21 protein-coding genes are annotated in these 24132 nt (G+C 61.0%); 11 read left to right on the forward strand and 10 right to left on the reverse strand.

Annotation, left to right across the window (positions count from 1 at the left end; all coding sequences use genetic code 11):
* Window positions 1-121 precede the first annotated feature (121 nt).
* The 6 genes from HMPREF2928_RS06695 to HMPREF2928_RS06720 all read left to right on the forward strand — a co-directional run bounded on the left by HMPREF2928_RS06695 (window position 122) and on the right by HMPREF2928_RS06720 (window position 5298).
* Window positions 122-757, forward strand: coding sequence for a DUF6318 family protein (locus tag HMPREF2928_RS06695; protein ID WP_070687897.1), 636 nt, complete (start codon window positions 122-124; stop codon window positions 755-757).
* On the forward strand, window positions 712-1722 hold the full coding sequence (locus HMPREF2928_RS06700; RefSeq protein ID WP_070687899.1) for a YeiH family protein: 1011 nt from the start codon (window positions 712-714) through the stop codon (window positions 1720-1722). Before HMPREF2928_RS06695 ends, HMPREF2928_RS06700 begins: the two co-directional genes overlap by 46 nt.
* Before the next feature lie 262 nt (window positions 1723-1984).
* Window positions 1985-2485, forward strand: a complete 501-nt coding sequence (ybaK, locus tag HMPREF2928_RS06705; protein WP_005506356.1) for a Cys-tRNA(Pro) deacylase — start codon at window positions 1985-1987, stop codon at window positions 2483-2485.
* Window positions 2486-2572: 87 nt separating this feature from the next.
* On the forward strand, window positions 2573-3064 hold the full coding sequence (gene msrB, locus HMPREF2928_RS06710) for a peptide-methionine (R)-S-oxide reductase MsrB (RefSeq protein ID WP_070675165.1): 492 nt from the start codon (window positions 2573-2575) through the stop codon (window positions 3062-3064).
* Between the two features lie 216 nt (window positions 3065-3280).
* Window positions 3281-4546, forward strand: coding sequence for an HRDC domain-containing protein (locus HMPREF2928_RS06715; RefSeq protein ID WP_070687901.1), 1266 nt, complete (start codon window positions 3281-3283; stop codon window positions 4544-4546).
* A 224-nt stretch (window positions 4547-4770) separates the two neighbouring features.
* Window positions 4771-5298 carry a Rieske (2Fe-2S) protein gene (locus HMPREF2928_RS06720; protein ID WP_070687903.1) on the forward strand — a complete coding sequence of 176 codons (528 nt, stop codon included), beginning with the start codon at window positions 4771-4773 and terminating at the stop codon, window positions 5296-5298.
* Between the two features lie 201 nt (window positions 5299-5499).
* Here HMPREF2928_RS06720 and dxs read toward each other — a convergent pair whose 3' ends face one another.
* The 3 genes from dxs to HMPREF2928_RS06735 all read right to left on the reverse strand — a co-directional run bounded on the left by dxs (window position 5500) and on the right by HMPREF2928_RS06735 (window position 11766).
* Window positions 5500-7572 (reverse strand): 1-deoxy-D-xylulose-5-phosphate synthase, encoded by a 2073-nt coding sequence (gene dxs, locus HMPREF2928_RS06725; RefSeq protein WP_080973360.1) that lies wholly within the window; start codon window positions 7570-7572, stop codon window positions 5500-5502.
* Between the two features lie 237 nt (window positions 7573-7809).
* Entirely contained in the window at window positions 7810-9447 is a 1638-nt protein-coding gene (locus HMPREF2928_RS06730) for a class I SAM-dependent RNA methyltransferase (protein WP_012903711.1), read from the reverse strand.
* A gap of 189 nt (window positions 9448-9636) precedes the next feature.
* Window positions 9637-11766 carry an APC family permease gene (locus HMPREF2928_RS06735; RefSeq protein WP_070687906.1) on the reverse strand — a complete coding sequence of 710 codons (2130 nt, stop codon included), beginning with the start codon at window positions 11764-11766 and terminating at the stop codon, window positions 9637-9639.
* 193 nt (window positions 11767-11959) lie between these two features.
* On the opposite strand from HMPREF2928_RS06735, the gene HMPREF2928_RS06740 reads away from it, so the two are divergent.
* Complete coding sequence (locus tag HMPREF2928_RS06740) at window positions 11960-12826, forward strand: potassium channel family protein (protein WP_070687908.1); 867 nt, start codon at window positions 11960-11962, stop codon at window positions 12824-12826.
* A complete protein-coding gene (locus HMPREF2928_RS06745; RefSeq protein ID WP_005506372.1) occupies window positions 12827-13480 on the forward strand; it encodes a potassium channel family protein in 654 nt (217 codons plus the stop codon).
* Between the two features lie 133 nt (window positions 13481-13613).
* Here the strand turns inward: HMPREF2928_RS06745 and HMPREF2928_RS06750 are convergent, their stop codons facing one another.
* The 5 genes from HMPREF2928_RS06750 to HMPREF2928_RS06770 all read right to left on the reverse strand — a co-directional run bounded on the left by HMPREF2928_RS06750 (window position 13614) and on the right by HMPREF2928_RS06770 (window position 16807).
* Window positions 13614-14420 carry a DUF3159 domain-containing protein gene (locus tag HMPREF2928_RS06750; RefSeq protein ID WP_070604673.1) on the reverse strand — a complete coding sequence of 269 codons (807 nt, stop codon included), beginning with the start codon at window positions 14418-14420 and terminating at the stop codon, window positions 13614-13616.
* Window positions 14410-14949, reverse strand: a complete 540-nt coding sequence (locus HMPREF2928_RS06755) for an asparaginase (protein ID WP_070604671.1) — start codon at window positions 14947-14949, stop codon at window positions 14410-14412. Before HMPREF2928_RS06755 ends, HMPREF2928_RS06750 begins: the two co-directional genes overlap by 11 nt.
* On the reverse strand, window positions 14949-15743 hold the full coding sequence (locus HMPREF2928_RS06760) for a DUF3710 domain-containing protein (protein WP_070604669.1): 795 nt from the start codon (window positions 15741-15743) through the stop codon (window positions 14949-14951). The genes HMPREF2928_RS06755 and HMPREF2928_RS06760 overlap by 1 nt, the downstream gene beginning before the upstream one ends.
* A gap of 77 nt (window positions 15744-15820) precedes the next feature.
* The gene (dut, locus tag HMPREF2928_RS06765; protein WP_070616494.1) at window positions 15821-16267 is read right to left on the reverse strand and encodes a dUTP diphosphatase; all 447 of its coding nucleotides are present in this window, start codon (window positions 16265-16267) and stop codon (window positions 15821-15823) included.
* Between the two features lie 240 nt (window positions 16268-16507).
* Window positions 16508-16807, reverse strand: coding sequence for a DUF4193 domain-containing protein (locus HMPREF2928_RS06770; RefSeq protein WP_005506382.1), 300 nt, complete (start codon window positions 16805-16807; stop codon window positions 16508-16510).
* A gap of 326 nt (window positions 16808-17133) precedes the next feature.
* Here HMPREF2928_RS06770 and sepH point away from each other — a divergent pair, with 326 nt between their 5' ends.
* Entirely contained in the window at window positions 17134-18309 is a 1176-nt protein-coding gene (gene sepH, locus HMPREF2928_RS06775; RefSeq protein ID WP_210399878.1) for a septation protein SepH, read from the forward strand.
* Window positions 18310-18453: 144 nt separating this feature from the next.
* Here sepH and HMPREF2928_RS06780 read toward each other — a convergent pair whose 3' ends face one another.
* Window positions 18454-19734, reverse strand: a complete 1281-nt coding sequence (locus HMPREF2928_RS06780; protein ID WP_049357639.1) for an alkaline phosphatase family protein — start codon at window positions 19732-19734, stop codon at window positions 18454-18456.
* A 54-nt stretch (window positions 19735-19788) separates the two neighbouring features.
* A complete protein-coding gene (locus tag HMPREF2928_RS06785; protein WP_005506389.1) occupies window positions 19789-20382 on the reverse strand; it encodes a DUF5998 family protein in 594 nt (197 codons plus the stop codon).
* A gap of 286 nt (window positions 20383-20668) precedes the next feature.
* Here HMPREF2928_RS06785 and HMPREF2928_RS06790 point away from each other — a divergent pair, with 286 nt between their 5' ends.
* Both HMPREF2928_RS06790 and HMPREF2928_RS06795 read left to right on the forward strand, forming a co-directional pair.
* Window positions 20669-23194, forward strand: coding sequence for a DNA gyrase/topoisomerase IV subunit A (locus HMPREF2928_RS06790; RefSeq protein WP_070687912.1), 2526 nt, complete (start codon window positions 20669-20671; stop codon window positions 23192-23194).
* A 161-nt stretch (window positions 23195-23355) separates the two neighbouring features.
* On the forward strand, window positions 23356-24129 hold the full coding sequence (locus HMPREF2928_RS06795; protein WP_070688040.1) for a sulfite exporter TauE/SafE family protein: 774 nt from the start codon (window positions 23356-23358) through the stop codon (window positions 24127-24129).
* Window positions 24130-24132 lie beyond the last annotated feature (3 nt).

A 24132-nucleotide genomic window follows, 5' to 3' on the forward strand; every position in this document is an offset into this window, starting at 1 on the left:
GTGGCTTTTCGAAACACATGTGGCTTCTCAGCTATCGGGTTCTTCCCTTCGGATGGTTATTCTTCAAGTTTTTAGCCAGCCTTCTATTCACACTTCACCCCGATATAAGGAATACACTTCCATGACTTCCAATCTTTTGACCCGCCGCGCGATGCTGAGCGGCGGGGCGTTGCTGGGCATGAGTGCTCTGCTTTCTGCGTGCGGCCAGCAGGCAAATAACGAGGCGGCAGCCACCGCATCCACCGCACCGAGCGAGACCACTTCAGCCACCGGCGGTGAGTCGCCCACAGCGAGCGCTACTCCATCCACTATCCGCGGCTATTCCGGCGGCTCGAAGGCACCTGATGGTGAGTACCGCAAAGCAGACGGCTACGGCCCTGCGCAGAATGTTCCTCTTCCGAAAGCCGAGCCGCAACAGTACCCCGAAACTACGCAGGGCCTCTACCGAATGATGAAGGACTGGGTGGTTGCCCATAACTATGCAATTCAGACTGGCGACTGTTCCTATGCATTCAAGTATGTAACAGAGGATGCTGAAGAATATGGGTTCTACGAATATCTTGAAGAGATGTACTCCCATGGAGGCTGGGTCGCCGATGGACTAGATATTTTTATCAGTATTCCGTTAATTTACAACCTTATTCCTACTTTCTATTTTATTTTTCTAACAAATAAGATTATAATAAGGAGTGTTTATTTTCGGAGGTTTTTATGTCATTTCTATCAAAAAATTGGGCAGGACTGTCAGTCTGTCTGATCATTTCTATCATCTCTTGGGTTTTAGGAGGATTTCTGCCTGTTGTGGGAGCACCTGTTTTCGCCATTTTTATCGGAATGATTCTCCATCCCTTTCTCACTTCCTATACACAACTGGATGCCGGTTTGACTTACAGCTCCAAAAAATTGCTTCAGTATGCTGTTATTTTGCTTGGGTTTGGACTCAGTATCTCACAAGTTTTCGCAGTTGGAACATCTTCCCTTCCTGTCATCATTTCGACCATTTCTATCGCTTTAATTATTGCTTTCTTTTTCCAACGCTTTTTTAACCTTGATACAAAGCTAGCTACCTTGATTGGAGTTGGATCTTCTATCTGTGGCGGTTCTGCCATTGCAGCGACTGCTCCTGTTATTCACGCCAAGGAAAAAGAAGTAGCCCAAGCCATTTCTGTTATCTTTTTCTTCAATGTCTTGGCAGCTCTTATCTTTCCGACTCTAGGTTCTTGGCTCCATCTTTCCAACGAAGGTTTTGCTCTCTTTGCGGGTACTGCGGTCAACGATACTTCCTCTGTGACAGCTACTGCTAGTGCCTGGGATAGTCTTTACAATGCAAACACTCTTGAGCCTGCAACTATTGTCAAACTGACACGCACTCTAGCTATTATCCCTATCGTTCTCTTCCTCTCCTATTGGCAAAGCCGTCAACAAGGCGACAACCAAGGAGTGAAGCTTAAAAAAATCTTCCCCGTTTTCATTCTCTACTTTATCCTAGCTTCTCTGCTAACTACTCTTCTCACATCTTTCGGTGTCAGCACTAACTTCTTTTCACCTCTCAAACAACTCTCCATATTCCTCATCATCATGGCTATGAGTGCTATTGGTCTCAAAACCAACCTCATTGCTATGATCAAATCCAGTGGAAAATCCATTCTTCTTGGAGCCCTTTGCTGGATTGCTATCATCCTGACTAGTCTTGGCATGCAATTACTCATCGGTATTTACTAAGAAAAAGGGAGCCTAAAGGCTACCTCAGAACGTAGACAAATCAGATGGATTTTGGACTGTCGTTGGCTCGCTTTCTCAAGAGCAGCTGAAGGAAAAAGGGCTACTGAAATAACCCCATAACCATTGAGAAGCCACATGTGTTTCGAGAAGCCACCATTATTGTGGCTTTTCGAAACACATGTGGCTTCTCGGCGTATAGGTATCGGCGCATGGGTATCAGCGCATAGGTATCCGCGCATGGTGACTTCCGTAAAATGGTTGTATGGCTAAGAAAACTAAAGGTAAGAAGAGCGGCGCAGCAACCGCCGCCGTAGCACTGCTGACCGAGACGAACACCCCCTTCCAGATGCGCGAATACGAGCATGTTGAGGGCGTCACCTCCTTCGGTGAAGAGGCCGCGAAGAACCTCGGCGCCTCCGAGGAGCAGGTGTTCAAGACCCTGCTGATCGTGCACGAGAAGGATTTCGCCGTCGCAATCGTGCCGGTCTCTGGCAAGCTGAACATTAAGGCTGCCGCCGCTGCCCTGGGCTGGAAGAGCGCCTCCATGTGCGACCCGAAGGTCGCTGAGCGCCGCACCGGCTACGTAGTGGGCGGTATTTCTCCGCTGGGCCAGAAGACCCCCTCCCCCACCCTGCTTGATGAGTCTGCGCAGCTTTTTGACACGATCATGGTCTCTGGCGGTAAGCGCGGCCTGGACGTTGAGCTCGCCCCGGACGACCTGCTGAAGCTCACCAACGGCAAGTACGCTGACATCCGTGCTTAGTCCGCGCGTAGCGGGAATAATCCGCCCGGCCGCGGCGTTACATATGCCGTAAGAGCCTGGGCATGAGAGCAAACTGAAGGAGTCATGATGGGCAATTCGCTACCCGGCGTGGGTGCTATCGCCAAGAACTGGCGTGAAGTGCTCAAGCCTGAAGAGTACGCTGTTCTGCGTGAGGGCGGCACCGAGCGCGCGTTCACGGGCGAGTACTGGAACACTCACACGGAGGGTGTGTATTCTTGCCGTGCCTGCGGTACGGAGCTGTTCCGTTCCGATCAGAAGTTCGATTCGCATTGTGGTTGGCCGTCGTTTTTCGCGCCGCTGGCTGAGGACCGTGTGCGTTACTTGGAGGACACGACCTTCGGTATGCGCCGCGTGGAGGTGCGTTGCGCCGCCTGCGATTCGCACCTGGGTCACGTGTTTGAGGGTGAGGGCTACCCGACTCCCACGGATTTGCGGTATTGCATTAATTCGGTGTGCTTGACGCTGGCCCCCGCGGGTGAAGCCGCGGCTAATAAAGCACAGCCGGGTGAAGCACAGCCCGGTGATACCCCAGCTGACGAGGCGGAATCCGCCGAATAAACCCCGGCGATACCCCCCCCAGCAGGCACGCAGGTGAACCCCTTATTGTGAGTCTCTCTAAATTCGAGGCTTTAAGCTCGGGCGGGTAGAATGGCGTAGTGCCTTCGCGGGCACGTCACCCCGCCCGGGCTCATGTTTGCTCGGGCGTACGCCTACCCGGGCATCTGGCGCATCGTATGGGCGCGTCGAACCAGACAGAGGAAAAGGATTGAGTGCATGAGTACCGCAGCTGAACAGAATGCCGCAGGCACCCCTCAGCTGACCCTTAACGGTATCGAAGTTCCGGACGTTGTTCCTCTGGAGACCCCTTCCGCACCGATTCCGACTCTCATCACCACTGAGAGCGGTCTGCGTCGTGCCGCTGAGCAGTTGGCGGCGGCGTCCGGCCCGGTGGCTGTTGATACGGAGCGTGCCCAGGGCATCCGCTACGGTTCGCGTGCTTTTTTGGTGCAGCTTAAGCGTGAAGATCAGTTGTACCTGATTGACCCTGAGGCGTTTAAGGATTTGCGCATTATTAACGATGCTTTGGCGGATGCTGAGTGGGTTATTCACGCCGCGATTCAGGACTTCCCGAGCCTGGACATGCTCGGTATGCGCCCGAACCGTCTGTTTGATACGGAGCTGGGTGCGCGTCTTGCCGGTCTGGAGCGCGTGAACCTGGGTGCGACCGTTGAGGAGCTGCTCGGCTATAAGCTGGCGAAGAAGCACTCGAAGGAAGACTGGTCGCGCCGCCCCCTGCCGGAGTCTTGGCTGAACTATGCGCTGCTGGACGTTGACGTGCTCATTGATTTGCGTGACGCGTTGGAGGAGCTGCTCCGCCAGCAGGGTAAGCTGCAGTACGCCCTGGAGGAGTTTGAGTACCTGTGCAAGACCCCGGTGAAGGATCCTGCGGATCAGCCGGAGCGTTGGCGTAAGACGAAGGGCCGCACGATGTTGCGTTCGGTCAAGCAGCTGACGGCACTGCGTAACCTGTGGGTTGAGCGTGACTCGCTGGCACGTAAGAAGGACGTCGACGCGAAGCGTCTGCTACCTGATTCTGCGATTGTGGAGGCGGCACGCACCATGCCGCGTAACGTGCCCGCTATCATGTCGATTCCTGGTTTTCAGACGCGTGGTTTGCGTCGTGAGGGCCCGCGTTGGGTGCGTGCTATTGCCGCGGCGGCACGCGGTGAGAACGCCGTACCGTTCACTTTGCCGTCGACTGCCCCGCCGCCGTTGAAGGCATGGGAGTCTAAGCGCCCCGAGAACTTGGCGCTGTTCACCGAGGTTCGTCAGGCAATTGATGAGCTCTCTGAGGAGCTGAATATCCCGGCGCAGAACCTGATCACGACCGATTATGTTCGCCGCCTCTGCTGGGAGCCGCCGGCTCGTTGTGACGAGCAGACCCTGCGGGATGCGCTCGCTGAGTACGGTGCGCGTTCGTGGCAGACGGGTCTGGTTGCCCCCGTGATTGCGCCGATTTTTGCCCGCCACCTGGGGTAGATTTCTCTAACGCTGAATAGATGTGTGTGCCGGTTGGGTGTGTTGCTGATGCGACCGCCCGACCGGCATTTTGTGTGCCTCGGGAGTTTGACACGGTAGTTTGTCCCGGTATTTTGCCTCAGCAGTTTGTCTCCGGTGCAAACGTGAACCAAGCTTAGCCTGCTCTCATTCGATTTTTGTCCCAAACCGGCATAGGGTGGAGAGAGTACACGAAAGGAACCACCATGCCCGCACCCAACGGATGCTGCCGCTCTCAGAAGGCATGCGCCTCCCCTGCTACTGAATCTGCAACCGTCGACACCGCAGTCGATACCACAGAAACTGATTCTTCTGCGCGCGTCTTCTCCCGCCGCGCAACCCTCATCACCGGTGCCGTCGCATCCGGTGCGCTGCTCGCCTCCTGCGCTGAAGGTGACTCCAACGTTACCGCGCCCGAAGGCACCGTTGAGGTAGGTTCCGCCTCCGCAATGGGCGTGGGCAAGGCCGCTAAGCTGACCCACGGCTCCACGACCGTTATCGTGTCCCAGCCGTCTTCGGGTGAGTACAAGGCGTTCAGCACCGTGTGCACCCACCAGGGTTGTCAGGTGCAGGTGCAGGACTCCAACCGCATCGTGTGCCCCTGCCACGGTTCCGAGTACGCCGTAGCTGACGGCTCGGTAGTGCACGGCCCTGCGGAGGCGCCTCTGACCAGCTACCCAGTGCAGGTGAAGGGCGGCAAGATTTTCGTCAGCGGCACTACTAACAATTCCTAAAACCACTACTTCTCATGCTCATAAGCTCAGGCGCTGGCCGATAGCGCCCCGTACAGTGGATACAGCATAGTGCATACGGCAAAGCCCCGCCCATCACAATCGATGGGCGGGGCGTTAATGTCTATACTGTGTCCGTCGCTAAGCGCCTGCTATTGCGGCGCGCTACTAAGAGAAGCTCAGGCGGCACTCAGATACGACCGTTTAGCGGGTGTGGCGCGGCTTCTGGCCCTCTTCACGAGCGAACGGCACCTTATCGCCAGCCAGCTGCGCACGCAAATCCGCGATAATGGTTTCCGCGGTCAGGCCGACCTCCTCCAGAATCTGCTCGCGAGAAGCATGCGGAATGAACTCCGCCGGAAGACCCAGCTCGCTCAGCGCGGTATCCACGCCAGCCGCACGCATTTCCTGGCGGATGCGCGAACCCACGCCGCCGGAACGCACGCCGTCCTCAATGGTCACCACAATGCGGTGATCACGAGCCAGCTCAACGACCGAAGACGGCACCGGCATCACCCAGCGCGGGTCAACCACGGTGGACTGGATGCCCTCGGCGGCAAGCACCTTGGAGGCTTCCAGAGCCACGCGAGCCATAGCGCCCACGGCAACGAACAGCACGTCACGCTGACCGGTCTCCGGGTGGGGCTCACCGGTGCGTGCCAGCACGTCCACACCGTCGCTGCGACGCTCCAGGGCGGGAATGTCCTCACCCACGGAGCCCTTCGGGTAGCGAATCACGGTCGGTGCGTCGTTGATAGCTACAGCCTCACGCAGCTCTTCGCGCAGGGTCGCGCCATCACGCGGAGCCGCCAGGTGCAGACCCGGAATGAACTGCAGCATCGCCAAATCCCACATGCCGTGGTGGCTTGCGCCGTCCGGGCCGGTAATGCCGGAGCGGTCCAGCACCACGGTCACACCCGCCTTGTGCAGGGCAACGTCCATGAGCAGCTGGTCAAAGCCGCGGTTCAGGAAGGTTGCGTAGAGGGCAACCACCGGGTGCATGCCGCCGTACGCCAGACCGGCGCTCATCGCCACGGCGTGCTGCTCAGCGATACCTACGTCAATAACGCGCTCGGGGTGGCGCTTCTGGAATTCGCGCAGACCCACGGGAATGAGCATCGCGCCGGTAATACCGACGACGTTCTCCTGCTCATCCGCAATATCTGCAATTTCGCGGCCAAAGACGCCGGTCCACGACTCAGAGGTGCTGGTCGAAACATCCTCACCGGTCAGCGGGTCAATCTGGCCCACCGCGTGGAACTGGTCGTCCTCATTAGCGCGGGCGGGCGCGTAGCCGTGGCCCTTCTCGGTAATGGCGTGCACAATCACCGGGCCGGCATAGTTCTTCGCCGCGGTCAGTGCGTTCTCCACAGCCTGCTGGTCGTGGCCGTCAATCGGGCCCACGTACTTCATGCCCAGGTCTTCAAAAATGCCCTTGGGTACGACGACGTCCTTAATGCCCGCCTTCATGCCGTGCAGGCCGCGGTACACCATCTGACCGACGGGGCCGCCACGCTGCAGACCGATGCGCACCGCATCCAGAGCATTGTCGTAGCGGTGATCGAGGCGCACACGATCCACATGCTGCTGCACACCGTGCTTGAGCTCAGAGAGCTGGTTCGCGAAACCGCCAATGGTCGGCGCGTAGGAGCGGCCGTTATCGTTGACCACAATCACGACCTTGCGGGTGCGGTCGGCAGCAATATTGTTCACAGCCTCCCACGCCATGCCGCCGGTCAGCGCGCCGTCACCAATGAGGACCACGGTGTAGCGGTCATCTTCACCGTTGAGCTTGTGCGCGCGAGAAATACCGTCAGCCCACGAAATCGAGCTGGAGGCGTGCGAAGACGCGATAATGTCGTGCTCAGACTCGCCACGATCCGGGTAACCCGACAGGCCACCCTTCTGACGCAGAGTCTTAAACGCGTGACGACCAGTCACCAGCTTATGCACATAGGACTGGTGGCCGGTGTCGAAAAGAATATTGTCCTTGGGAGATTCGAAGACACGGTGAATGCCGAGGGTCAGCTCCACAACGCCCAGGTTCGGGCCCAGGTGACCGCCGGTCGCCGACACGTTCGTCACGATGAACTGGCGGATTTCCTTAGAGAGCTCCTCCAGCTGCTCGTAGCTGAGGTTCTGCAGGTCCGCCGGGGACTGAATACCCGGGAGCAACTTGGCAGTGGCACCATCGCCAATGCTGTAGTCGGCGGTGGGTGCGCCACCGGCGGCGCTATTCGGGGTCTCCTCCTGCGGCAATGCGTTTTCAGCGGACATACACCCACACTCCTCAAGGTCGGGGCACGGCTCATTCCGTGCGTTGGTTCTTCAATGATTCTACCGTTTACGATGCCAAAAAGCAGATTTATGCGCCCGCAGAGCAAGACGCACCGGGTTGAGCGAAAACGGCCTGAAATAACCCCTAGTGGGCAGGCTGGTGAACAGCCCAACCCGTCCAACACGGCGATTATTTGCTGCTTTGTTACGGCTACTAGCCTCGCGCTACTCTCCGCACTACTTGGTGCGGCGGCGGCGCGGACGAGGCTTCGCCGGGGCACGCTCAAAAAGCGCAACCGTCTCCACATGATGCGTATTCGGGTACATATCAAACGCCCGAAGCTGCACCATATCCCAACCCAGCTCACGCAAAATACCGGTGTCACGACCCAGGGATGCCGGATCGCACGCCACGTACAGAATACGCTTGGGGTCCAGCGCATCCAGGCGTTCCAGGGTGGTGCGGTTCGCGCCCTCACGGGACGGGTCAAGGACCACCGCATCAATGGCGGGGATTTCGCCAAACTCAAGGGCGGTCTTCAAATCGACCAGGTGGCGTGCCACATCGCCGCGAATCACCTCAATGCGGGTGTCCGCAGAGTTCTCGGTGCGGGAGCAACCATCCGGCGCGAAGTTCGAGCGCGCATCCTTATGGGTCACCGGGGAGCCCTCAATGCTGACCACGGTACCGGTTGCGCCCACGGCGTCCGCGAGCGCGGCGGTGAACAGGCCCGCGCCAGCGTACAGGTCGAGGGTGCATTCGCCTTCCTGCGGGCGGAGCATGGTGAGCATGGTTCCGACCATGGTGGAGGGGGCGGCGCGGTGAATCTGCCAGAAGCCGCCGGCGGATACCTGGTAGCTGAATCGGCGGGAGCCGAAGGTGACTTCTTCGGTGACGGAGCGCAGGCCCGCGCCGAGCAGCTGGTCGCCTTCGGGTACGCGGCGGTAGGGGCTGTGGGCGGAACCGGGGCGGCGGCGCTTGGGCTTGCCGTTGGAGGTGGACTGCGGGGTAAAGAACAGCGAAATCTTGCGCTTGGCGAGCAGACCCCAGGCGTCGGATGCCTGCTGTTCGATGTCCTTAGCGACCTCCTCGACGGAGAAGCGCGGGTCGACGATGAACTGCAGCAGGACCCTACCGCGGGAGGAGACGGTCGCCTCGACTTCGCGTACGCCGCGCAGGTTCAGCTGTTCAAGCTGCAGGTTACGCAACTCGGTGGCGGCGAGGGGAAAGTCGACGACCGGTACGGGCTGGGAGGCGCGGTACGGGTGCATGCCGACGCGCCAGGTGACGGCAGGGCTCTTCTTGCCGCCGTTCTGCTCTTCGCTATTGTGCGCGCGGACCTTGGTCACGTTGTAGCGCACGCGGCTACGCCAGGACAGACCCTCGTTGTTATCGCGCAGGGGCAGCTCTTCAACCATGAGGTTGGTCAGCAACGGCGATTCGAGGGGCAGGCCGCCCAGGCGGTTGATTTGGGTGCGGACGATATCGGTCTTGTAGCGTCGCTGCTCATCCAGGTTGATGTGGCCGTACTCCATGCCGCCGAGTAGTTCGGGTACGCCGGTTGCTGCGGCGCGTTCCTCTTCGGTGGCGAGCGCATCCGCCTGAATCCAGGGGTGGGCACGGCGCGCCAGGGAGGGTACGGGTACGGAAATAACGTCCGCGAAGTAGAAGCGGCGCTTGGGGCCGATTGCGGTGATGCGCACTTCAGCCTGTTCGCCGACGATGCCGTGACGCACAAAGATGACGCCCTGTTCGGTGCGCGCTACGAAGGCGCCGCCGTGTGCGGGTGCCTCACAGGTGACGGTGAGGGTCTGCCCGACGCTGTATCCGTCTACTTTTTTAGAGGCGGCAGGCGTGGTAGCAGTGTGAGTCACAGCATTGTCTCCTAAAGAATCACTTAATGTGAACTATTTTACACCGGTTTGTATCTTTATTCCGATTCCGACGCCCCGCTAGGGGTACCGAATAGGGCGTAAAGGGCAAAGTCCAGGCGCTATTCGAGGGGATGTACGAGGCTACGTACGGGGTGTACGGAGGCTCAGAAATCGGCTTAGCCGATACGGCTAGCGCTTCTTCTCGCGCGCCACAGCGTCCGCCTCGTGCAGGCGGCCGCGGTACACCGCGTGGCGGTTACTCTGAATCAGTTCGCGGCCGCCACCGGCTGAACGAGTAATCTTCGGGGCGACAGCTGCCGTTGGGTCCTCTGCTTCTACCGTTGATTCTTCGCTTTGTAAACGCTGATCAAAAATCTCATCATACACCTCATCCTCGTGCATCGCCCAGGGCACGGTTGCCGTCATAACGCCTGGCTCATGCAGAAGCGCCTGCTTGAGGCGGCGCACCGTGCGGCGGTGCAGAAGACGCTGCCACCAGTGCTCCACCACGAATTCCGGCAGGTAGACCACCAAAATATCGCGCGGTGACTTCTTGCGGCGGCGGCGAATATACGAGACGACAGCATCCACCGTGTCACGGTACGGCGAATCAATCACCGACAGCGGCACCGGAATGCCCAGGGCGTACCAGCGCTTCTTCACGACTTCCAGGGCGGCGCGGTCGTTGTTGACCGTCAGCGCCTCAATCGTGGAGGGGCGACCGGCACGCGCATAGGACAGGGCGCGAACCGCCGGGCGGCGCACACGCTCCACATACACGATGGCGTGCACACGCGAAGGCAGGGCCGCCACATCCGCAACGGATTCAGCGTTCAGGGGGATGTCCAGGGCGGCATCCACCGCATCGTAGTGGCGGCGAGTCACAACCATACCTCCAACCATCAGGGCAATCATTCCAAGGGAGAGCCACGCACCGGCGGCGAACTTCGTCACCACGACGATGACCAGCACCGCGGCGGTTACGACCACGCCCACCGCGGAGACCGCAATATCGCGCAGCAGGGCGCGGCGCGGCATCTGCGCCAGGGTGATGCGCAGCAGACGCATGCGGTAGCGCACCACCGCCAGCTGAACCAGCATCATGGACAGGCACATGCCCACAATGTACAGCTGAATCAGCGAGTACACGTCCGAGCCGAAAATGCAGGTGAGGAAAATTGAGAATGCCGACAGCGCCAGCACACCGTTCGCGTACAGGCCGCGTGAATCCACGCTGCGGAAGAATACCGGCAGGTACTGGTAATCAGCAAGCGACGAGGCAATCACCGGGAAGCCCGTAAACGCCGTCAGCGAGGCAATAATCAGCACGCCCACCGTCGCAAAAACCAGCAGCTGCGCGAAGAACGGCGCACCCTGATAAATCGCCAAAGCCACCTGGTACAGCGCCGGCTTCTGGTGGAAGTACTCCCCCGGTGTGTGCCCGTCAATGAACAAGAAACGGGTCGTATCGTGCACCATGTGCACGCGGGTTGCCGCCGCAAAACCGAGCAGGCTCACCAGCAGGACCGAGGTGATCAGGCCCATCAGCATCATGGTGACCGCCGCGTTATATTTCTTCGGGCGGCGGAAATACTTCACCGAATTAGAGATCGTGGAAACACCCGAGAACGCCACCAGGCCGGCAGAGAACGAACGCGCCAGAAGTAGCACCAGCGCCAGGCCCTCCAGCGAATGGGTCTCCAGCTCAGGGGCAATCACGTAGGTCGCCGATTCAGCCAGCGGCAGCGTACCCGTGGCGGCACGAACCCAACCCACAATGAGGGTGAGCCCCAACAGCGCCAAGAAAACATACAGCGGCCAGTATGCGATTTTTCCCAGCAACTGCACGCCACGCAACGCAAACAGCGTCAGGGCAACAATGAGCAGCACCGCAATGAGGGTGCGCCAATCCTGAATCTGCGGGTACAGCGCCACCAAAAATGAGGACGCCGAAGACATAGACACCGCCACCGTGAGCATATAGTCCATCAGCGAGGATGCACCCATCACGATCGAGGGCAACGCACCCAGTTTGCGGTGCACCAGCTGAATATCACCCTCGGAAGCAATCTGGTTGATGTTGTACCGGTACGTGCCAATCACCAGCAGACCGACCATCGCCACACCCAAACCAATCCAGGGTGAAAAAGCGAGCGCAGAGGCACCCGCAGCGGCAAGGGTCAGGATCATCTGGTCGGCTGCGTAGGCGACCGAAGAGATGCCGTCGGCACCGAAAAGAGGCAGGGCGTAGCGCTTCGGCAGCGCGACTGCCGAAAGATTTCGCGTGCTGACCGGCTGACCGATCAGGGCGATGCGCATTTTATCCCAACGATTCCTCACGCTGTTAAGGCTATCGGTCGCGGCTTCAAAGCTCAATTTTATTCAGCCGAATAGTGGGCATTGCGAGCGGAATATCACGGAGCCTCGGCGCGGAGGCTCACCCGCCCATTACACTGGTAGAGGTAGGCGGTAACGCCTTATCACCGTAAAACATCAACACTCGGAGGGATGTATGCCTCACTTCGTCATTATGGGTGCCGGACGCGTGGGCGTCATGCTGGCGCGCACTCTGGAAGCTTCGGGGCATACGGTCGCCGTCATTGACCAGGACGAACGTGCTTTCCAGCCGCTGCGTAAGGGCTTTGAGGGCCGCCTGGTGACCGGTGTCGGTTTTGATGAGGACACCCTCAAGCGTGCCGGTATTACCGAGGCGTACGCTTTTGCCGCGGTCTCTTCGGGCGATAACTCGAATATTATTGCCGCCCGTGTGGCACGCGAAATGTTCAAGGTGAAGAACGTTGTGGCGCGTGTGTACGACCCGAACCGCGCCGAGTTCTTCCAGCGCATGGGTATTCCTACGGTGGCGTCGGTGCGTTGGTCCACCGACCAGGTGCTGCGCCGTCTGCTGCCCGAGCAGGCGCTCAAGGGCGACTTCCGCGAACCCTCGGGCCGCCTCATGCTCACCGAAATTCCGCTCGACGACGGTTGGGCGGGTCACGCCCTGACCAGTATTGAACGTGCCGCCGGGGTGCGCATCGCCTACATCACCCGCTTTGGTGAGGGCATGCTCCCCCGCCCGGACAGCGCCTACCAGCAGGGCGATAGTGTGCACGTCATGATGCGCACCGACGACGTTGCGGACGTAACCCGTATTCTCTCCCGCCCGCCGCGCGTTGAAGACGAAGAAGTGGAGGCGAACTACGCCCCCGCCTCGGGCCACCGCAAGCACCCCCACGCCCCGAAGAAACCCGCTGAACAGAAGCACAACGACGTACCCGTTGCCGAGCATGAGTTCCACCTCGGTGACACTCCCCCGGAGCTGCCCGACCCCCTCGAACTCATCGGCCGCCATCGTGATTCCTCGAAAGGTGAGAAGTAAGTGAAGGTCCTCATTGTTGGTGCCGGTTCCGTGGGTGCCTCCATCGCTAAAGAGCTCATGATGAACGGCCACGACGTGACCATCATCGATTCCAAGCCCGAAGTCAAGAAGCGCGCCGATCTGCCCGGCGTGCGCTGGCATATTGGTGACGCCTGCGAACTGTCCGTACTGCGCCAGGTGCACCCGAACAAGGCGGACGTGGTCGTTGCCGCAACCGGTGACGATAAGGCAAACCTGATGGTCTCCCTGCTGGTGCGCAGTGAGTTTGGTGTGCCGCGCACCGTGGCGCGCGTGAACAACCCGCGTAATGAGTGGCTCTTTGATGATTCCTGGGGCGTGGACGTTGCCGTGTCCACCCCGCGTCTGATGACCGCCCTCGTTGAGGAAGCCGTGGAAGTCGGCGACGTGGTGCGCCTGCTGACCCTGCAGGCTGGCGGCGCGACCCTCGCCGAGTACACCGTGCCGGATGACCACCCCGTCATCGGTTACCGCGTGGATCACGTGCAGTGGCCCGTTGATACGGTGCTCACCGCGATCCTGCGTGACGGCGCGCCAATCCCGCCCAGTGCCGACGTGGCGATTGAGGGCGGCGACGAGCTGTTCTTCATCACGACCATTGCCGGTGAGGATCAGATTCGCGCGCTGTTCGCGTAAGCGTTTATACGTAAGTTTTTGGGTAGCGTTTATACGTAAGTTTTTGAGGAGGCGAAAGCCCCGGTCACCCATACGGGTACCAGGGCTTTCGCTTACTTTTATGAAGCTATTTCACGAAGTTGCGGGCTATGATTTAGCGGTTCTTGGAGCTTTCAGAATCTCCGGGCACCTCAGTTTCTTCAGCATCCAGTGCCTCGGGGTCCTCGCTCACCAGCGCCTCCTCGGGAGCCGACACACGCCACGCCAGCCACACGCCCAAAGCGTACAGCGGCAGACCCATAATCAGGCGGGTCGCCCCCAGCGCCTCCACATTATTCGCAAAATACAGGGGCACCTGCACGGCAAGGCGTAGCATCATTAGCACGGTAATAATCCAGGTCGCCAGCATGTACTGGCGCAGGCGTACCGGGTTCTGGCGCCAGCTCAGCGCCTCACCGCGAATGACCGCAAAAATCAGACCCATCAGCGGCCAACGCACCAGCATCGACAGCAGATACGCCAGGATGTACACGCCGTTCGTCCAGAAGCCCACCACAAAGTAGTCGCTCGCATTACCGGTACGGTACGCGGCAAACGCACAAATCGCCACGCCCACCAGACCGGTCAGCGCACTCACCAGCTTAGAGCCCTGCACCAGACGAATCAGCGTGAACACGCCCGCCGCAGCCAGCGCCGCAATCAGGGACAGGTTCAGTTCCTTCGTCACGGTGAACAGCACCAGGAACGCCACCGCGGGCAGGGAGGATTCCACCAGGCCGCGCCAGCCGCCGATAGCGTACAGAATATCCACATCGCCGTTGGCGGTGCGGCGCATATTCGCACCCATGGAGGCGCTCAGGCTCTGCGCCAGCTGATTCTCCTCCTGCGCCGGGTCAGTAGCCGGGCTAGTTGCGGGGTTAGCGTTCGGATCGGGCTGGGTTGAAGACTGCTCAGCGCTCATGTTTTCCCTTCTCAGCAAAGAATTGCGGCACGATCTCATAGCGCGGGTTATAAATCACCGGCTGATGAGCCCTCACCGACACCACACCGGAACAACGCAACAACGCACCGGCAAGCACGCCGGGCACCATCCGCTGCCCCTGCCACTTCAGCAGCACCCTATCCCCCGGGTTGAACGGCGCATACGGCGGGAAAGACACCTCGTGAGGCTCCTGCACCGCCACAGTCGCCAAAGACGCCGTGTTCAAATGGTGCTGCTTCTCGGGGTCCTCGGATTCCTCCTCGAAGTCCTCACCGGGCGGCTCCACAATCGGCATACCAATCAGCGCCAGCGGGCTCGACCACTGCAGAGGCTTCGACTTAGCCACCACCAGCTCGGCACGGTACATCGGCTTATCCTGGGCGGTCGGCAACCACACCTGCTCTACGCGTCCGGCAAGGCGTACGCGAAAGCGCTCGGGGTACCCGGGAGCAAGAATCTGCTCCTCAGGAACCGCGAGCGCACTCGGGTAGTTCGAGAACTCAGGCATTAGCCAATCTCGGTAATCTCAGGGCCGCGGCGAGGCATCGGGCGCAGCTTGCTGTGCTCGTTCTCGGTTTCTTCCTCCACGGCGGGCTCTTCCTCAGCCGCAACGATCAGGTCGGCGGGCAGAGTCATGGGCAGCAGCTCGCGCGGCGGGCGCGGCTCGTCACCACGGTCCACCACGACGGTGCGGAAGACTTCCTCCACGGAGGCGGCAGCCTTATCGTCACCGAGCACAGCCGCGCCGGAGATGACGCCGCGCAGGAACCAGCGGGGACCGTCCACACCCACGAAGCGGGCGATGCGCTCGCCGGGCTGGCCGTCCGGGGTGACGGCGGGCAGGCGGGTCAGCATCTCGGCGCCGAATACGCCGGCGTAGATGTCGACGATGCCGCCCTGGGATTTGACGGATTCGGTCAGGTCGTGACGGATGTCGTCCCAGATGCCGGTGGTGCGCGGTGCGGCGAATGCCTGCACCTGCAAGGTTGCGCCGTCACGGGTGATGGTTGCGGCGATCACCGCGCCGGTTGCGTCGTCAGTTTCGAGGCGCAGGTTCATGCCGTCGAGCAGCTTGATGCGCAGCGCACCCAGGTCGACGTAGTCTTCGAGGTCTTCGGCGGTGACTTCTTCAATATCGTGCGGGCCGTTGACGCGGTCGTACTTGATGACCTCGGGAGAGTTCTCCTCTTCCTTCAGCTCCTCAACCTCGACGTTGGTCTCCTCAATCTCTTCGGCGACAGCCTTGTCGATGGCGGCCTTTTCAGCCTCCTCGGCGTGCTTCTTCTTACCAAATCCGAACATGGTATTCCTACTTTCACCGCACGCAGGGTGCGGGGGTTTCTTCTCTTCTCTCGTGCGACAATCGCGGTGAGAGCAGACTAGTGGATTCCGCTGGAGCCGAAGCCGCTGGAGCCGCGTTCGGTCTGATCCAGTTCGTCCACAATGGTAAAGGTTGCGTGCTCGTACTTCTGAATGACCAGCTGGGCGATGCGGTCGCCGCGCTGCACGTGGAAGGACTTGGTCTTATCAGTGTTGAGCAGGGTGACCATCAGCTCGCCGCGGTAGCCGGAATCAACGGTGCCGGGTGCGTTCACAATGGTGATACCGTTCTTGGTTGCCAGGCCGGAGCGCGGGTGCACCAGGCCAACGTAGCCTTCGGGCAGGGCGATTGCCACGCCGGTGGGGACGAGGGCGCGTTCGCCCGGTTCCAGTTCGAAGTCGATGCGGGAGCGCAGGTCAGCGCCGGCGTCGCCGGGCTTTGCGTAGGCGGGTGCGGGCAGCTCGGGGTCGAGCAGCTTAATGTGGACGTTTACGGGGGTCATCATGGTCAATACTCTAACCTTTCGCGGGTGTCTGTGCCATCACCTCGCGCTGTGTTGAGACTCTACTGCGGGGTGTTTTCGTTGCGTGTTCGCGTTCAGCACGTGCGGCGGTGTGCCGTGTTGGGTGCGACGCGGCGCTGTTCTTGCGCGCGCGGCTTTCACATACTCAACGGGGCGGGTGCACTCGGCACTCGCCCCGTCATGAGGTGTATGTCGGGTGGGTGTTAGCCCTTCCCTAAAGTTTTAGCCCTCGCACTCGATGCAGTAGGACAGGCCGCCCTCTTCGCGTGCAATCTGCGAGCGGTGGCGCACCAGGAAGCAGGATGCGCAGGTGAACTCGTCGTCCTGAGCGGGCAGAACAACAACGTTCAGCTCCTCGTTGGAGAGGTCAGCACCGGGCAGCTCGAAGCTTTCTGCTGCGCTGTTTTCGTCTTCGTCCACCGCACCGGACTGCATCTCGGAACGGCGGGCGTTCAGCTCCTCGTAGGACTCTTCGTTCTGCTCTTCGTCCTGCTTGCGAGGTGCATCGTAATCAGTTGCCAAACTTTCACGCTCCGTTGGTTCTGTGGCTGTGTGTTGAACTAGGCCACGCTGGTTTAATGAGTGCTCTAGGTGCCGCTGGTGAGGATTTAACCCCGACGGCATGCCAGGTATTGTTCACCATTGGCACCCTATTTGTCTAATCCTGGGTAGGCTTTGGACGGTTTAGGCGTCACATTCTAGCTTTTTCGGTCCGAAAAGTACATCTTTTTTTGGGGAAAATCCCGCCTCCGCTACTGATTTACCGCGCTTTCACGGTACCCTGGAAGGTAGTTTGCGTTCCGTGCAACACATTCACGAACGCGTCCGGTTCACCTATGGAGGTTCTCATGCTTGAACTGCGTCTGATTGGCGTTCACGATGACGGCGAAAATCTGGTGCTTGAGTCTGCTGACGGCACCCGCTTCTTGCTGCCGATTGACGCGAACCTGCGCACGAGCATCACCAAGGCTCGCCGTATTCAGCCCGCCCGCGGTCTGGGCGCTAAGGGCACCTACGGTCCGCGCGATATTCAGACCCGTTTCCGTCAGGGTGCCTCCGTTGAGGAAATCGCTGAAGAGTCCGGTTGGGAGCCGGAGCGCGTGCGACGCTACGAGTGGCCGATTGTTGCTGAGCGCGCGCACATTATTCGTGCCGCTCAGAGCGTGAAGATTGGTCGCCGCAGCTCCGCTTCGGGTACCGCACAGATCCCCGTGACCCTGAGCGCCCGCATTGAGGAAGTCTCCGAGCGTTACGGTTTTGAGGAGGCAACCCAGGACTGGACCACCCGCCAGCAGGAGAACGGCCAGTGGCGCGTTGAGGTTGATATTGCGCTGAAGGATTCGGTGCGTCAGAACCTGCCCGAGCAGGTCGTCTTCCCCGCACGCTGGGTGTACAACCCCGCGAACCAGGGCCTGTACGCGTCGAATGAGGCGGCGTACTTCCTGATGGGCAATAGTGAGGACGCTGTTGCCGCCGCCGCGAAGAAGGCGCCCGTGGAGGTTCCTCCCGCCCGCCTGCCGAAGGCACCCGAGCCCGCACCGGCACCCATTACTTCCTCTGAGAGCGCTGATGAGCGTAAGCTCAAGGAGCTCCTGGAGCGCGCCCGCTCGGTGCGCCCCGCCCAGGTTGAGGAGCCCGAGGTGTTCGTGCACCGCGAGTCCGCTGAGCCTGTAGCACCGGCTGCGCCCGCGGCACCTGTTGCACCTGGTGTGTCTGCGCCGGTAGAATCTGCGGCTCCTGCTGCACCCGAGCCCACCGCAGAAACCACCCTCGAAACCACCGACCCGCTGGCTGTGGATTCGGAAGCACCCGTTGAATCCGTTCCGGTCGAGTCCTTCGCCCTGCCGGCACCCGTCGAGGACGCACCCGCTGCTGAGGCGCCCGCAGCTGAAGCACAGCCTGAGCCCGCAGCTGAGGTACCGGCTGAGCCCGCCTCCGCGGCCGAGAAGCCCAAGTCTTCCTCGAAGAAGCAGCGCGTGAGCGTTCCCGCCTGGGACGACATCATCTTCGGCGGCCGCAAGTAAGCGAGCACCCTCGCGCCCGTCCGATTAAGGGCATCTAGACGAGGGCTTTAGTCAAGGGCCTCTAGACATACGAAAACCGCTGGTTATTCACCCGAATAACCAGCGGTTTTCGTTTATCCTCCAGCGTTTTAGAAGACTAGTACTTTAGAAAGTCTTGAGCATGCGCAACGGCACCAGACGCTCAGCGTCCGTCAGCGAACCGTGCTGACCAACCATGTGCAGGGCACGCTCCTGATAGTGGCGCATATCGTACAGCGCCCAATCGTCGCGAGCGCACACCATCAGGTCGCCAATGCGGCCGCGCGCCGCATCCGTGATGACCGGGCCGAAGTAGCCGGCGCGCATCAGCTCGCGAGAGTCAATCACCCAGGCGCGCTCGCCCCAGTACTGCGCCCAACGCTGAGCAGTGGCGGTACGTGCCGCCTCCGAGGTGTCTTCCAGGTACAGGTGCACGGCGCGCGGTTCACCGGCGGTCATGGCGATATTGCGGGTCAGCTCCTCCACGCCCGAGTAGTCGATGCGCTGGTGCTCGGGCACGTTCACCATGCCGTGATCGGCGGTCACGAAGAGTGCCGCCCACGCCGGGGCGCGCTCCGCCAGACGCTTCAGCGCCGAGTTCAGTTCCTCCAGCTGCTGTAGCCATTCGTCGCTACCCACGCCGTAGCGGTGGCCCGCCGCGTCAATCTCGCCCCAGTACAGGTACACGGTGGTGGGGGTGCGGCTGGAGAGCGCCTCCAGGGCGTAGGTGACGCGGGCGTTATAGCCGACAGCATCCACGAAGTCGCCGCCACGCAGCGCCGCCTCCGTCAGACCGGTACCGCGGTACTTACCCAGCGAAATGGTGAGCACGCGGCGGTTCGTATGGTGGCGTTCCAGCACGGTCGGCAGCGGCTGCCAGGCGTGCGGGTCCACCGACTGATCCCAGCCGGACAGGTGGTTCATGACCGAGCCCGCTCCCCCATTACCTGCCGGGTTGCGCACCTCATAGCCGGCAATGCCGTGCGCGCCGGGTGCCGTGCCGGTACCCAGCGAGGTCAGGGAGGCGGCAGTCGTAGTGGGGAACGCGGCGTCCAGCGGGCCCAGGTTCAGGGTCTTACGCAGGGCGGGCGCGTAGCCACCGTAGCTGTTGAGCAGCTGCTCGCCCAGGCCGTCCACCATGATCACGCAGGCGTGACGGAACGACGCCGGATCAACATCCTGCTCCGCGAGGCGGCCGGCAAGGTTCAGCGGGTCGGCAACAGCGTGGAACGCCGGGTCGGAATCTAGCGCGTGCGCGGGGCGCGCCAGGCTTCGCTGAGCCACCAGAGAGGAGGCGGACTCCAGCACATCGGCGATGCTATTGCTACCGTAGGCGGGCGCGGGAGGCAACGGCGCGCCCAGAACATCGTGCAGAGTGGGCTGTTCGGTGCGGGACGGGGCCGTCATAAGTTCCTCTCGGGTGTCTTAGGGGTGTAGCGAGCGCCGTTGGGGCGCTGGTTTTTATCGGCGGGTTGCGTACATGCGGGCACGGTGCAGAGCACGCGCAAAATGCTGCGCACGCTGAACCGACTCAGGACCGTCAGCGGTCGCAGAAACACGCACCGCAATGTCCTCGCGGCGCGCATCGCCGGTGAAGCCGTGGTCGGCGTTGCACTGCGGATCCTGGCAGCCAGCAGGAGCCAGCTCCATGTGCAGCGAACCGGTCCAAGCAATCTGGAAGGAAATCTCAGTCGGGGCGGTGCTACCGGCGTTGTACGCCTGCGGCTGGCTGAAACCGTAGCTGATGGTGACCGCGTTCAGGGCGCTCAGGTGCACCGCCTCCACGCTCACATGCGCCACGGTGCCCTGCGCGTCACCTTCAAGGTGCTGGTCGTCCAGGTGCGCAAAGATGACGTGCTCACCGCAGAGCACCATCACGGTGATGTGGCGGTGAAAATCATCGCGGGAGAAGTGGGTTTCATGCTGTACGAAGTGCGCGTCCGGGTTCATGCCCGCCAGCGCGTCATCCACCACTTCCAGCACGAGGTCGGGGTAGAAACCGGCATGCTTAATATCTGCGACCAGTTGCTCGCGTTCGGGGGTGGTGGCGTACATCGTACCTCTTTCGTGCGGTGCCCTCATGAGGCGACGTCGGTCGGCGCACACGATGAAGGCGGTTAGGTATTACTCCCCTCTACCTTAGAGGGTTCCAGCCGGGCTGTGCTACTTGACCACGCTAATACAGGCTCATATGACGGTGTGCAATCCCCCGGTATGCTTCGGTTACTGCCCCGCAACCGCCTTGGCGCACCCCACAGATGACGCCGACCAACCAGCCCGTCTCATCCGCTACCACCCGCTAAAATAAGAGGAGCGAAAACACACCGACACGAGGAGATATATGGCTCGCCGATCCAAATCCGCCGTCAGCGACTACCCGGTGGATGTGGTAGAGAATATCGTCGACATCGACGTATCCGCCGAGATGGAAACCAGCTTCCTGGAATACTCCTACTCGGTGATTTATTCGCGCGCCCTCCCCGACGCCCGCGACGGCCTCAAGCCCGTGCAGCGCCGCATCCTCTACATGATGCACCAGATGGGTCTGCGCCCCGACAAGGGCCACGTCAAGAGCGCCCGCGTGACCGGCGAGGTCATGGGTAAGCTCCACCCGCACGGCGACGCCGCCATCTACGACGCGATGGTGCGCCTCGCCCAGCCCTTCGCGCTGCGCCTGCCCCTCGTTGACGGTCACGGTAACTTCGGCTCCCTCGATGACGGCCCGGCAGCCGCCCGATACACCGAAGCACGCATGGCGCCCGCCGCGCAGGCACTCACCGCGGACCTCGAAGAAGACGTGGTTGACTTCGTGCCGAACTACGACAACCAGTTCATGCAGCCCTCCGTGCTGCCCGCAGCGTTCCCGAACCTGCTCGTCAACGGCACCACCGGCATCGCGGTCGGCATGGCAACCAACATGGCGCCGCACAACCTGCGCGAGGTCATCGCCGGTACCCGCCACCTCATCGCCCACCCCGAGGCGACCCTCAAAGACATCATGAAGTTCATCCCCGGCCCCGACCTGCCTACCGGCGGCACCATCGTGGGCCTGGGAGGCATCCGTGACGCTTACGAAACCGGCCGCGGCACCTTCAAGACCCGCGCGAAGGTCTCCATCGAGCAGGTCAGTCCCCGCAAGCAGGGCATTGTCGTCACCGAACTGCCCTACATGGTCGGCCCCGAAAAGGTCATCGAAAAGATCAAGGACGGCGTCAACTCCAAGAAGCTCACCGGTATCTCCGATGTGGTCGACCTGACCGACCGCACCAACGGTCTGCGCCTCGTCATCGAAATCAAGAACGGCTTCAACCCGGAGGCGGTGCTCGCCGCCCTCTACAAGCACACTCCGCTTGAGGATTCCTTCGGCATTAACAACGTGGCGCTCGTGGACGGTCAGCCACAGACCCTCGGCCTGCTCGACCTGATGCGCGTGTACATTGACCACCGTCTGAACGTGGTCCGCCGCCGCACCGAATTCCGCCTGGGCAAGCGCACCGACCGCCTGCACCTGGTGGAGGGCCTGCTCGTGGCAATCCTCGACATTGACGAGGTCATCCAGATCATCCGTGAGTCTGATGAGACCGCTCAGGCACGCGAAAAGCTGAAGGTTGTCTTCGACCTGACCGACACCCAGGCGAACCACATTCTGGAGCTGCGCCTGCGCCAGCTCACCAAGTACTCCCGCCTGGAACTCGAAGCAGAACGTGACACCCTGCAGCAGGAAATCGCGGAACTGCAGCGTATCCTCGGCTCCGATGCGGCGCTGCGCGAACTGGTCTCCGAGGAGCTTGCCGAGGTCGCAGAACGCTACGGCACCGACCGCCGCACCCAGCTCAAAACCAAGGACGAGATGCAGGTTGCCATTGAGGCGGTCACCGCGCAGTCCAAGGCGAAGAAGAGCCTGGGCCTCGCCCTCGAAATCGCGGACGATCCCTGCTGGGTGCTGCTTTCGGCATCCGGCATGATGGGACGAACCCCCGGCAAGCCCATCCGCGAGGCGCTCGTGGATCCCGGCAAGCGTTTCAAGCACGACGTGTTCACCTCGATTGTGCCGACCACCGCGCGCGGCGAGATCGGTGCCGTGACCTCCGCAGGACGCATGGTGCGTCTGTCCGTCATGGACATTGCGGTGCTGGACGAGAACGGCGGCACCCCCTCCATGACGTCTGCTGTGAAGGCAGCCGAGCTGGTTCAGCTCGCCAAGGGTGAGAAGCTGGTCGCCCTCGTACCGCTGAACACGGTGCTGGCGCTAGCAACTGCGGGAGGCGTAATCAAGCGCCTCAACCCGGATTACCCGCTGAACCAGACCGAGTGGGACATCATGAAGCTCAAGGACGGCGACGAAATCGTAGCCGCCGCCCCCTGCCCCACCGACGATGCGGTGCTCACCTTCGTCACTCGCGATGCGAAGTTGCTGACCTTCGACGCGGCAAAGGTCCGCCCGCAGGGACGCACCGGCGGCGGTATCGCAGGCATCAAGCTTGCCGACGGCGATCGCCTCATCGCCCTGGGCGTGACCGCGCCCGGCGACGCGGCGGAGGTCGTGACCGTCACCAACGGCAAGGATGGCCTGGCGAGCGCCAAGGTCACCGCGCTGAGCGAGTACCCGCAGAAGGGCCGCGCGACCGGCGGTGTGCGTGCGCACCGATTCCTCACCGGTGAGAGCCAGCTGGCTCTGGCGTGGGTGGGCGTGGGCCCGGCGAAGGCGGCGTCCTCCGGCGGTGTGGCTCGTTCCCTGCCGACCGAGCACGGTGCCCGTGACGGTTCCGGTGTGATGCTCACTCAGAGCATCGGCATTGTGGGACCGAACTATGCGGCTGTTTCTGCTGCGCTGGCGGTTAGCCCGGAGGGTGAAAAGCTCTTCTAGGCGCGCCGTTCACGGACTTTCGACCTTAGATTGCTAACGAAGCCGGGGGTGAAGACACGTTGTGTGTGTCTTCACCCCCGGCTTTTATGTGGTGTACCTTAAGTAACACAGCACACATTTATTGACGCATTATTCCTAGAGGATTTGTCGTGCTTGATTTAATGTCCGTCACACCAGAGTTATTTATCGTGCTCCTGCTCGCTGCCTTCTGTGCGGGATGCATCGACTCTGTCGTGGGCGGAGGCGGCATGATCCAGCTCCCCGCACTGCTCATGGCACCCGGATTCTCACCCGTCGCCGCCCTGAGCACCAATAAAGTTGCCAGTTCCATGGGCACTTTGACGAGTGCCTCAACCTATATTCGCTCACTCAAAATCCCGTGGAAAATCCTACTCCCCGTAGCGTTCGTGGCGTTCTGCGCCTCCGCCGCCGGCGCATACTGCGCCACGATCCTGCCGGCACATATTTTCCGCCCCGCAATTGTGGTGGTTCTAGCCGCTATCCTCGTCTTCTCGGTGCTACAACCGCGCATACCTCGCGGGCAGCCTCGCGTGCTCGCAACCTCATCGTTCCTAGTGCGCGGCTTTGCACTGGGTCTGATTCTGGGCGGCTACGACGGCATCCTCGGGGCTGGCACCGGCGCGATGATGCTCGTCGCCCTGCAGATAGCTATGGGCTACGATATGCTCCACGCTACCGCCGCCGCCAAGGTTCTCAACACCGCCACCAACCTCGGCGCGCTCCTCTACTTCATTCCGCTGGGCTCGATTCACTGGCTCCTCGGAATCGCCATGGGATGCGCCAACATGGCGGGAAGCTGGGTTGGTGCCCGCACCGCAATTCACCTGGGCGAGCGATTCATTCGCCGCGTGCTCGTTATCGTTATGACCCTCATGCTGCTGCGGTTGAGCGCTCAGATACTCGGCTGGGTCTAGCTC

Origin of the sequence: Rothia sp. HMSC072B04 (assembly GCF_001813725.1) — a bacterium.
Classification (GTDB): Bacteria; Actinomycetota; Actinomycetes; order Actinomycetales; family Micrococcaceae; genus Rothia; species Rothia mucilaginosa.

What these genes read in the sequence shown, in the direction of transcription:
- dxs (WP_080973360.1), bottom strand. Translation starts at nt 7,572, where the DNA reads ATGTCCGCTGAAAACGCATTGCCGCAGGAGGAGACCCCGAATAGCGCC.
- sepH (WP_210399878.1), top strand. Translation starts at nt 17,134, where the DNA reads ATGCTTGAACTGCGTCTGATTGGCGTTCACGATGACGGCGAAAATCTG.
- HMPREF2928_RS06695 (WP_070687897.1), top strand. Translation starts at nt 122, where the DNA reads ATGACTTCCAATCTTTTGACCCGCCGCGCGATGCTGAGCGGCGGGGCG.
- HMPREF2928_RS06735 (WP_070687906.1), bottom strand. Translation starts at nt 11,766, where the DNA reads ATGCGCATCGCCCTGATCGGTCAGCCGGTCAGCACGCGAAATCTTTCG.
- HMPREF2928_RS06720 (WP_070687903.1), top strand. Translation starts at nt 4,771, where the DNA reads ATGCCCGCACCCAACGGATGCTGCCGCTCTCAGAAGGCATGCGCCTCC.
- HMPREF2928_RS06760 (WP_070604669.1), bottom strand. Translation starts at nt 15,743, where the DNA reads ATGTTCGGATTTGGTAAGAAGAAGCACGCCGAGGAGGCTGAAAAGGCC.
- HMPREF2928_RS06790 (WP_070687912.1), top strand. Translation starts at nt 20,669, where the DNA reads ATGGCTCGCCGATCCAAATCCGCCGTCAGCGACTACCCGGTGGATGTG.
- HMPREF2928_RS06715 (WP_070687901.1), top strand. Translation starts at nt 3,281, where the DNA reads ATGAGTACCGCAGCTGAACAGAATGCCGCAGGCACCCCTCAGCTGACC.
- msrB (WP_070675165.1), top strand. Translation starts at nt 2,573, where the DNA reads ATGGGCAATTCGCTACCCGGCGTGGGTGCTATCGCCAAGAACTGGCGT.
- HMPREF2928_RS06755 (WP_070604671.1), bottom strand. Translation starts at nt 14,949, where the DNA reads ATGCCTGAGTTCTCGAACTACCCGAGTGCGCTCGCGGTTCCTGAGGAG.
- HMPREF2928_RS06795 (WP_070688040.1), top strand. Translation starts at nt 23,356, where the DNA reads ATGTCCGTCACACCAGAGTTATTTATCGTGCTCCTGCTCGCTGCCTTC.
- HMPREF2928_RS06740 (WP_070687908.1), top strand. Translation starts at nt 11,960, where the DNA reads ATGCCTCACTTCGTCATTATGGGTGCCGGACGCGTGGGCGTCATGCTG.
- HMPREF2928_RS06700 (WP_070687899.1), top strand. Translation starts at nt 712, where the DNA reads ATGTCATTTCTATCAAAAAATTGGGCAGGACTGTCAGTCTGTCTGATC.
- ybaK (WP_005506356.1), top strand. Translation starts at nt 1,985, where the DNA reads ATGGCTAAGAAAACTAAAGGTAAGAAGAGCGGCGCAGCAACCGCCGCC.
- HMPREF2928_RS06750 (WP_070604673.1), bottom strand. Translation starts at nt 14,420, where the DNA reads ATGAGCGCTGAGCAGTCTTCAACCCAGCCCGATCCGAACGCTAACCCC.
- dut (WP_070616494.1), bottom strand. Translation starts at nt 16,267, where the DNA reads ATGATGACCCCCGTAAACGTCCACATTAAGCTGCTCGACCCCGAGCTG.
- HMPREF2928_RS06780 (WP_049357639.1), bottom strand. Translation starts at nt 19,734, where the DNA reads ATGACGGCCCCGTCCCGCACCGAACAGCCCACTCTGCACGATGTTCTG.
- HMPREF2928_RS06785 (WP_005506389.1), bottom strand. Translation starts at nt 20,382, where the DNA reads ATGTACGCCACCACCCCCGAACGCGAGCAACTGGTCGCAGATATTAAG.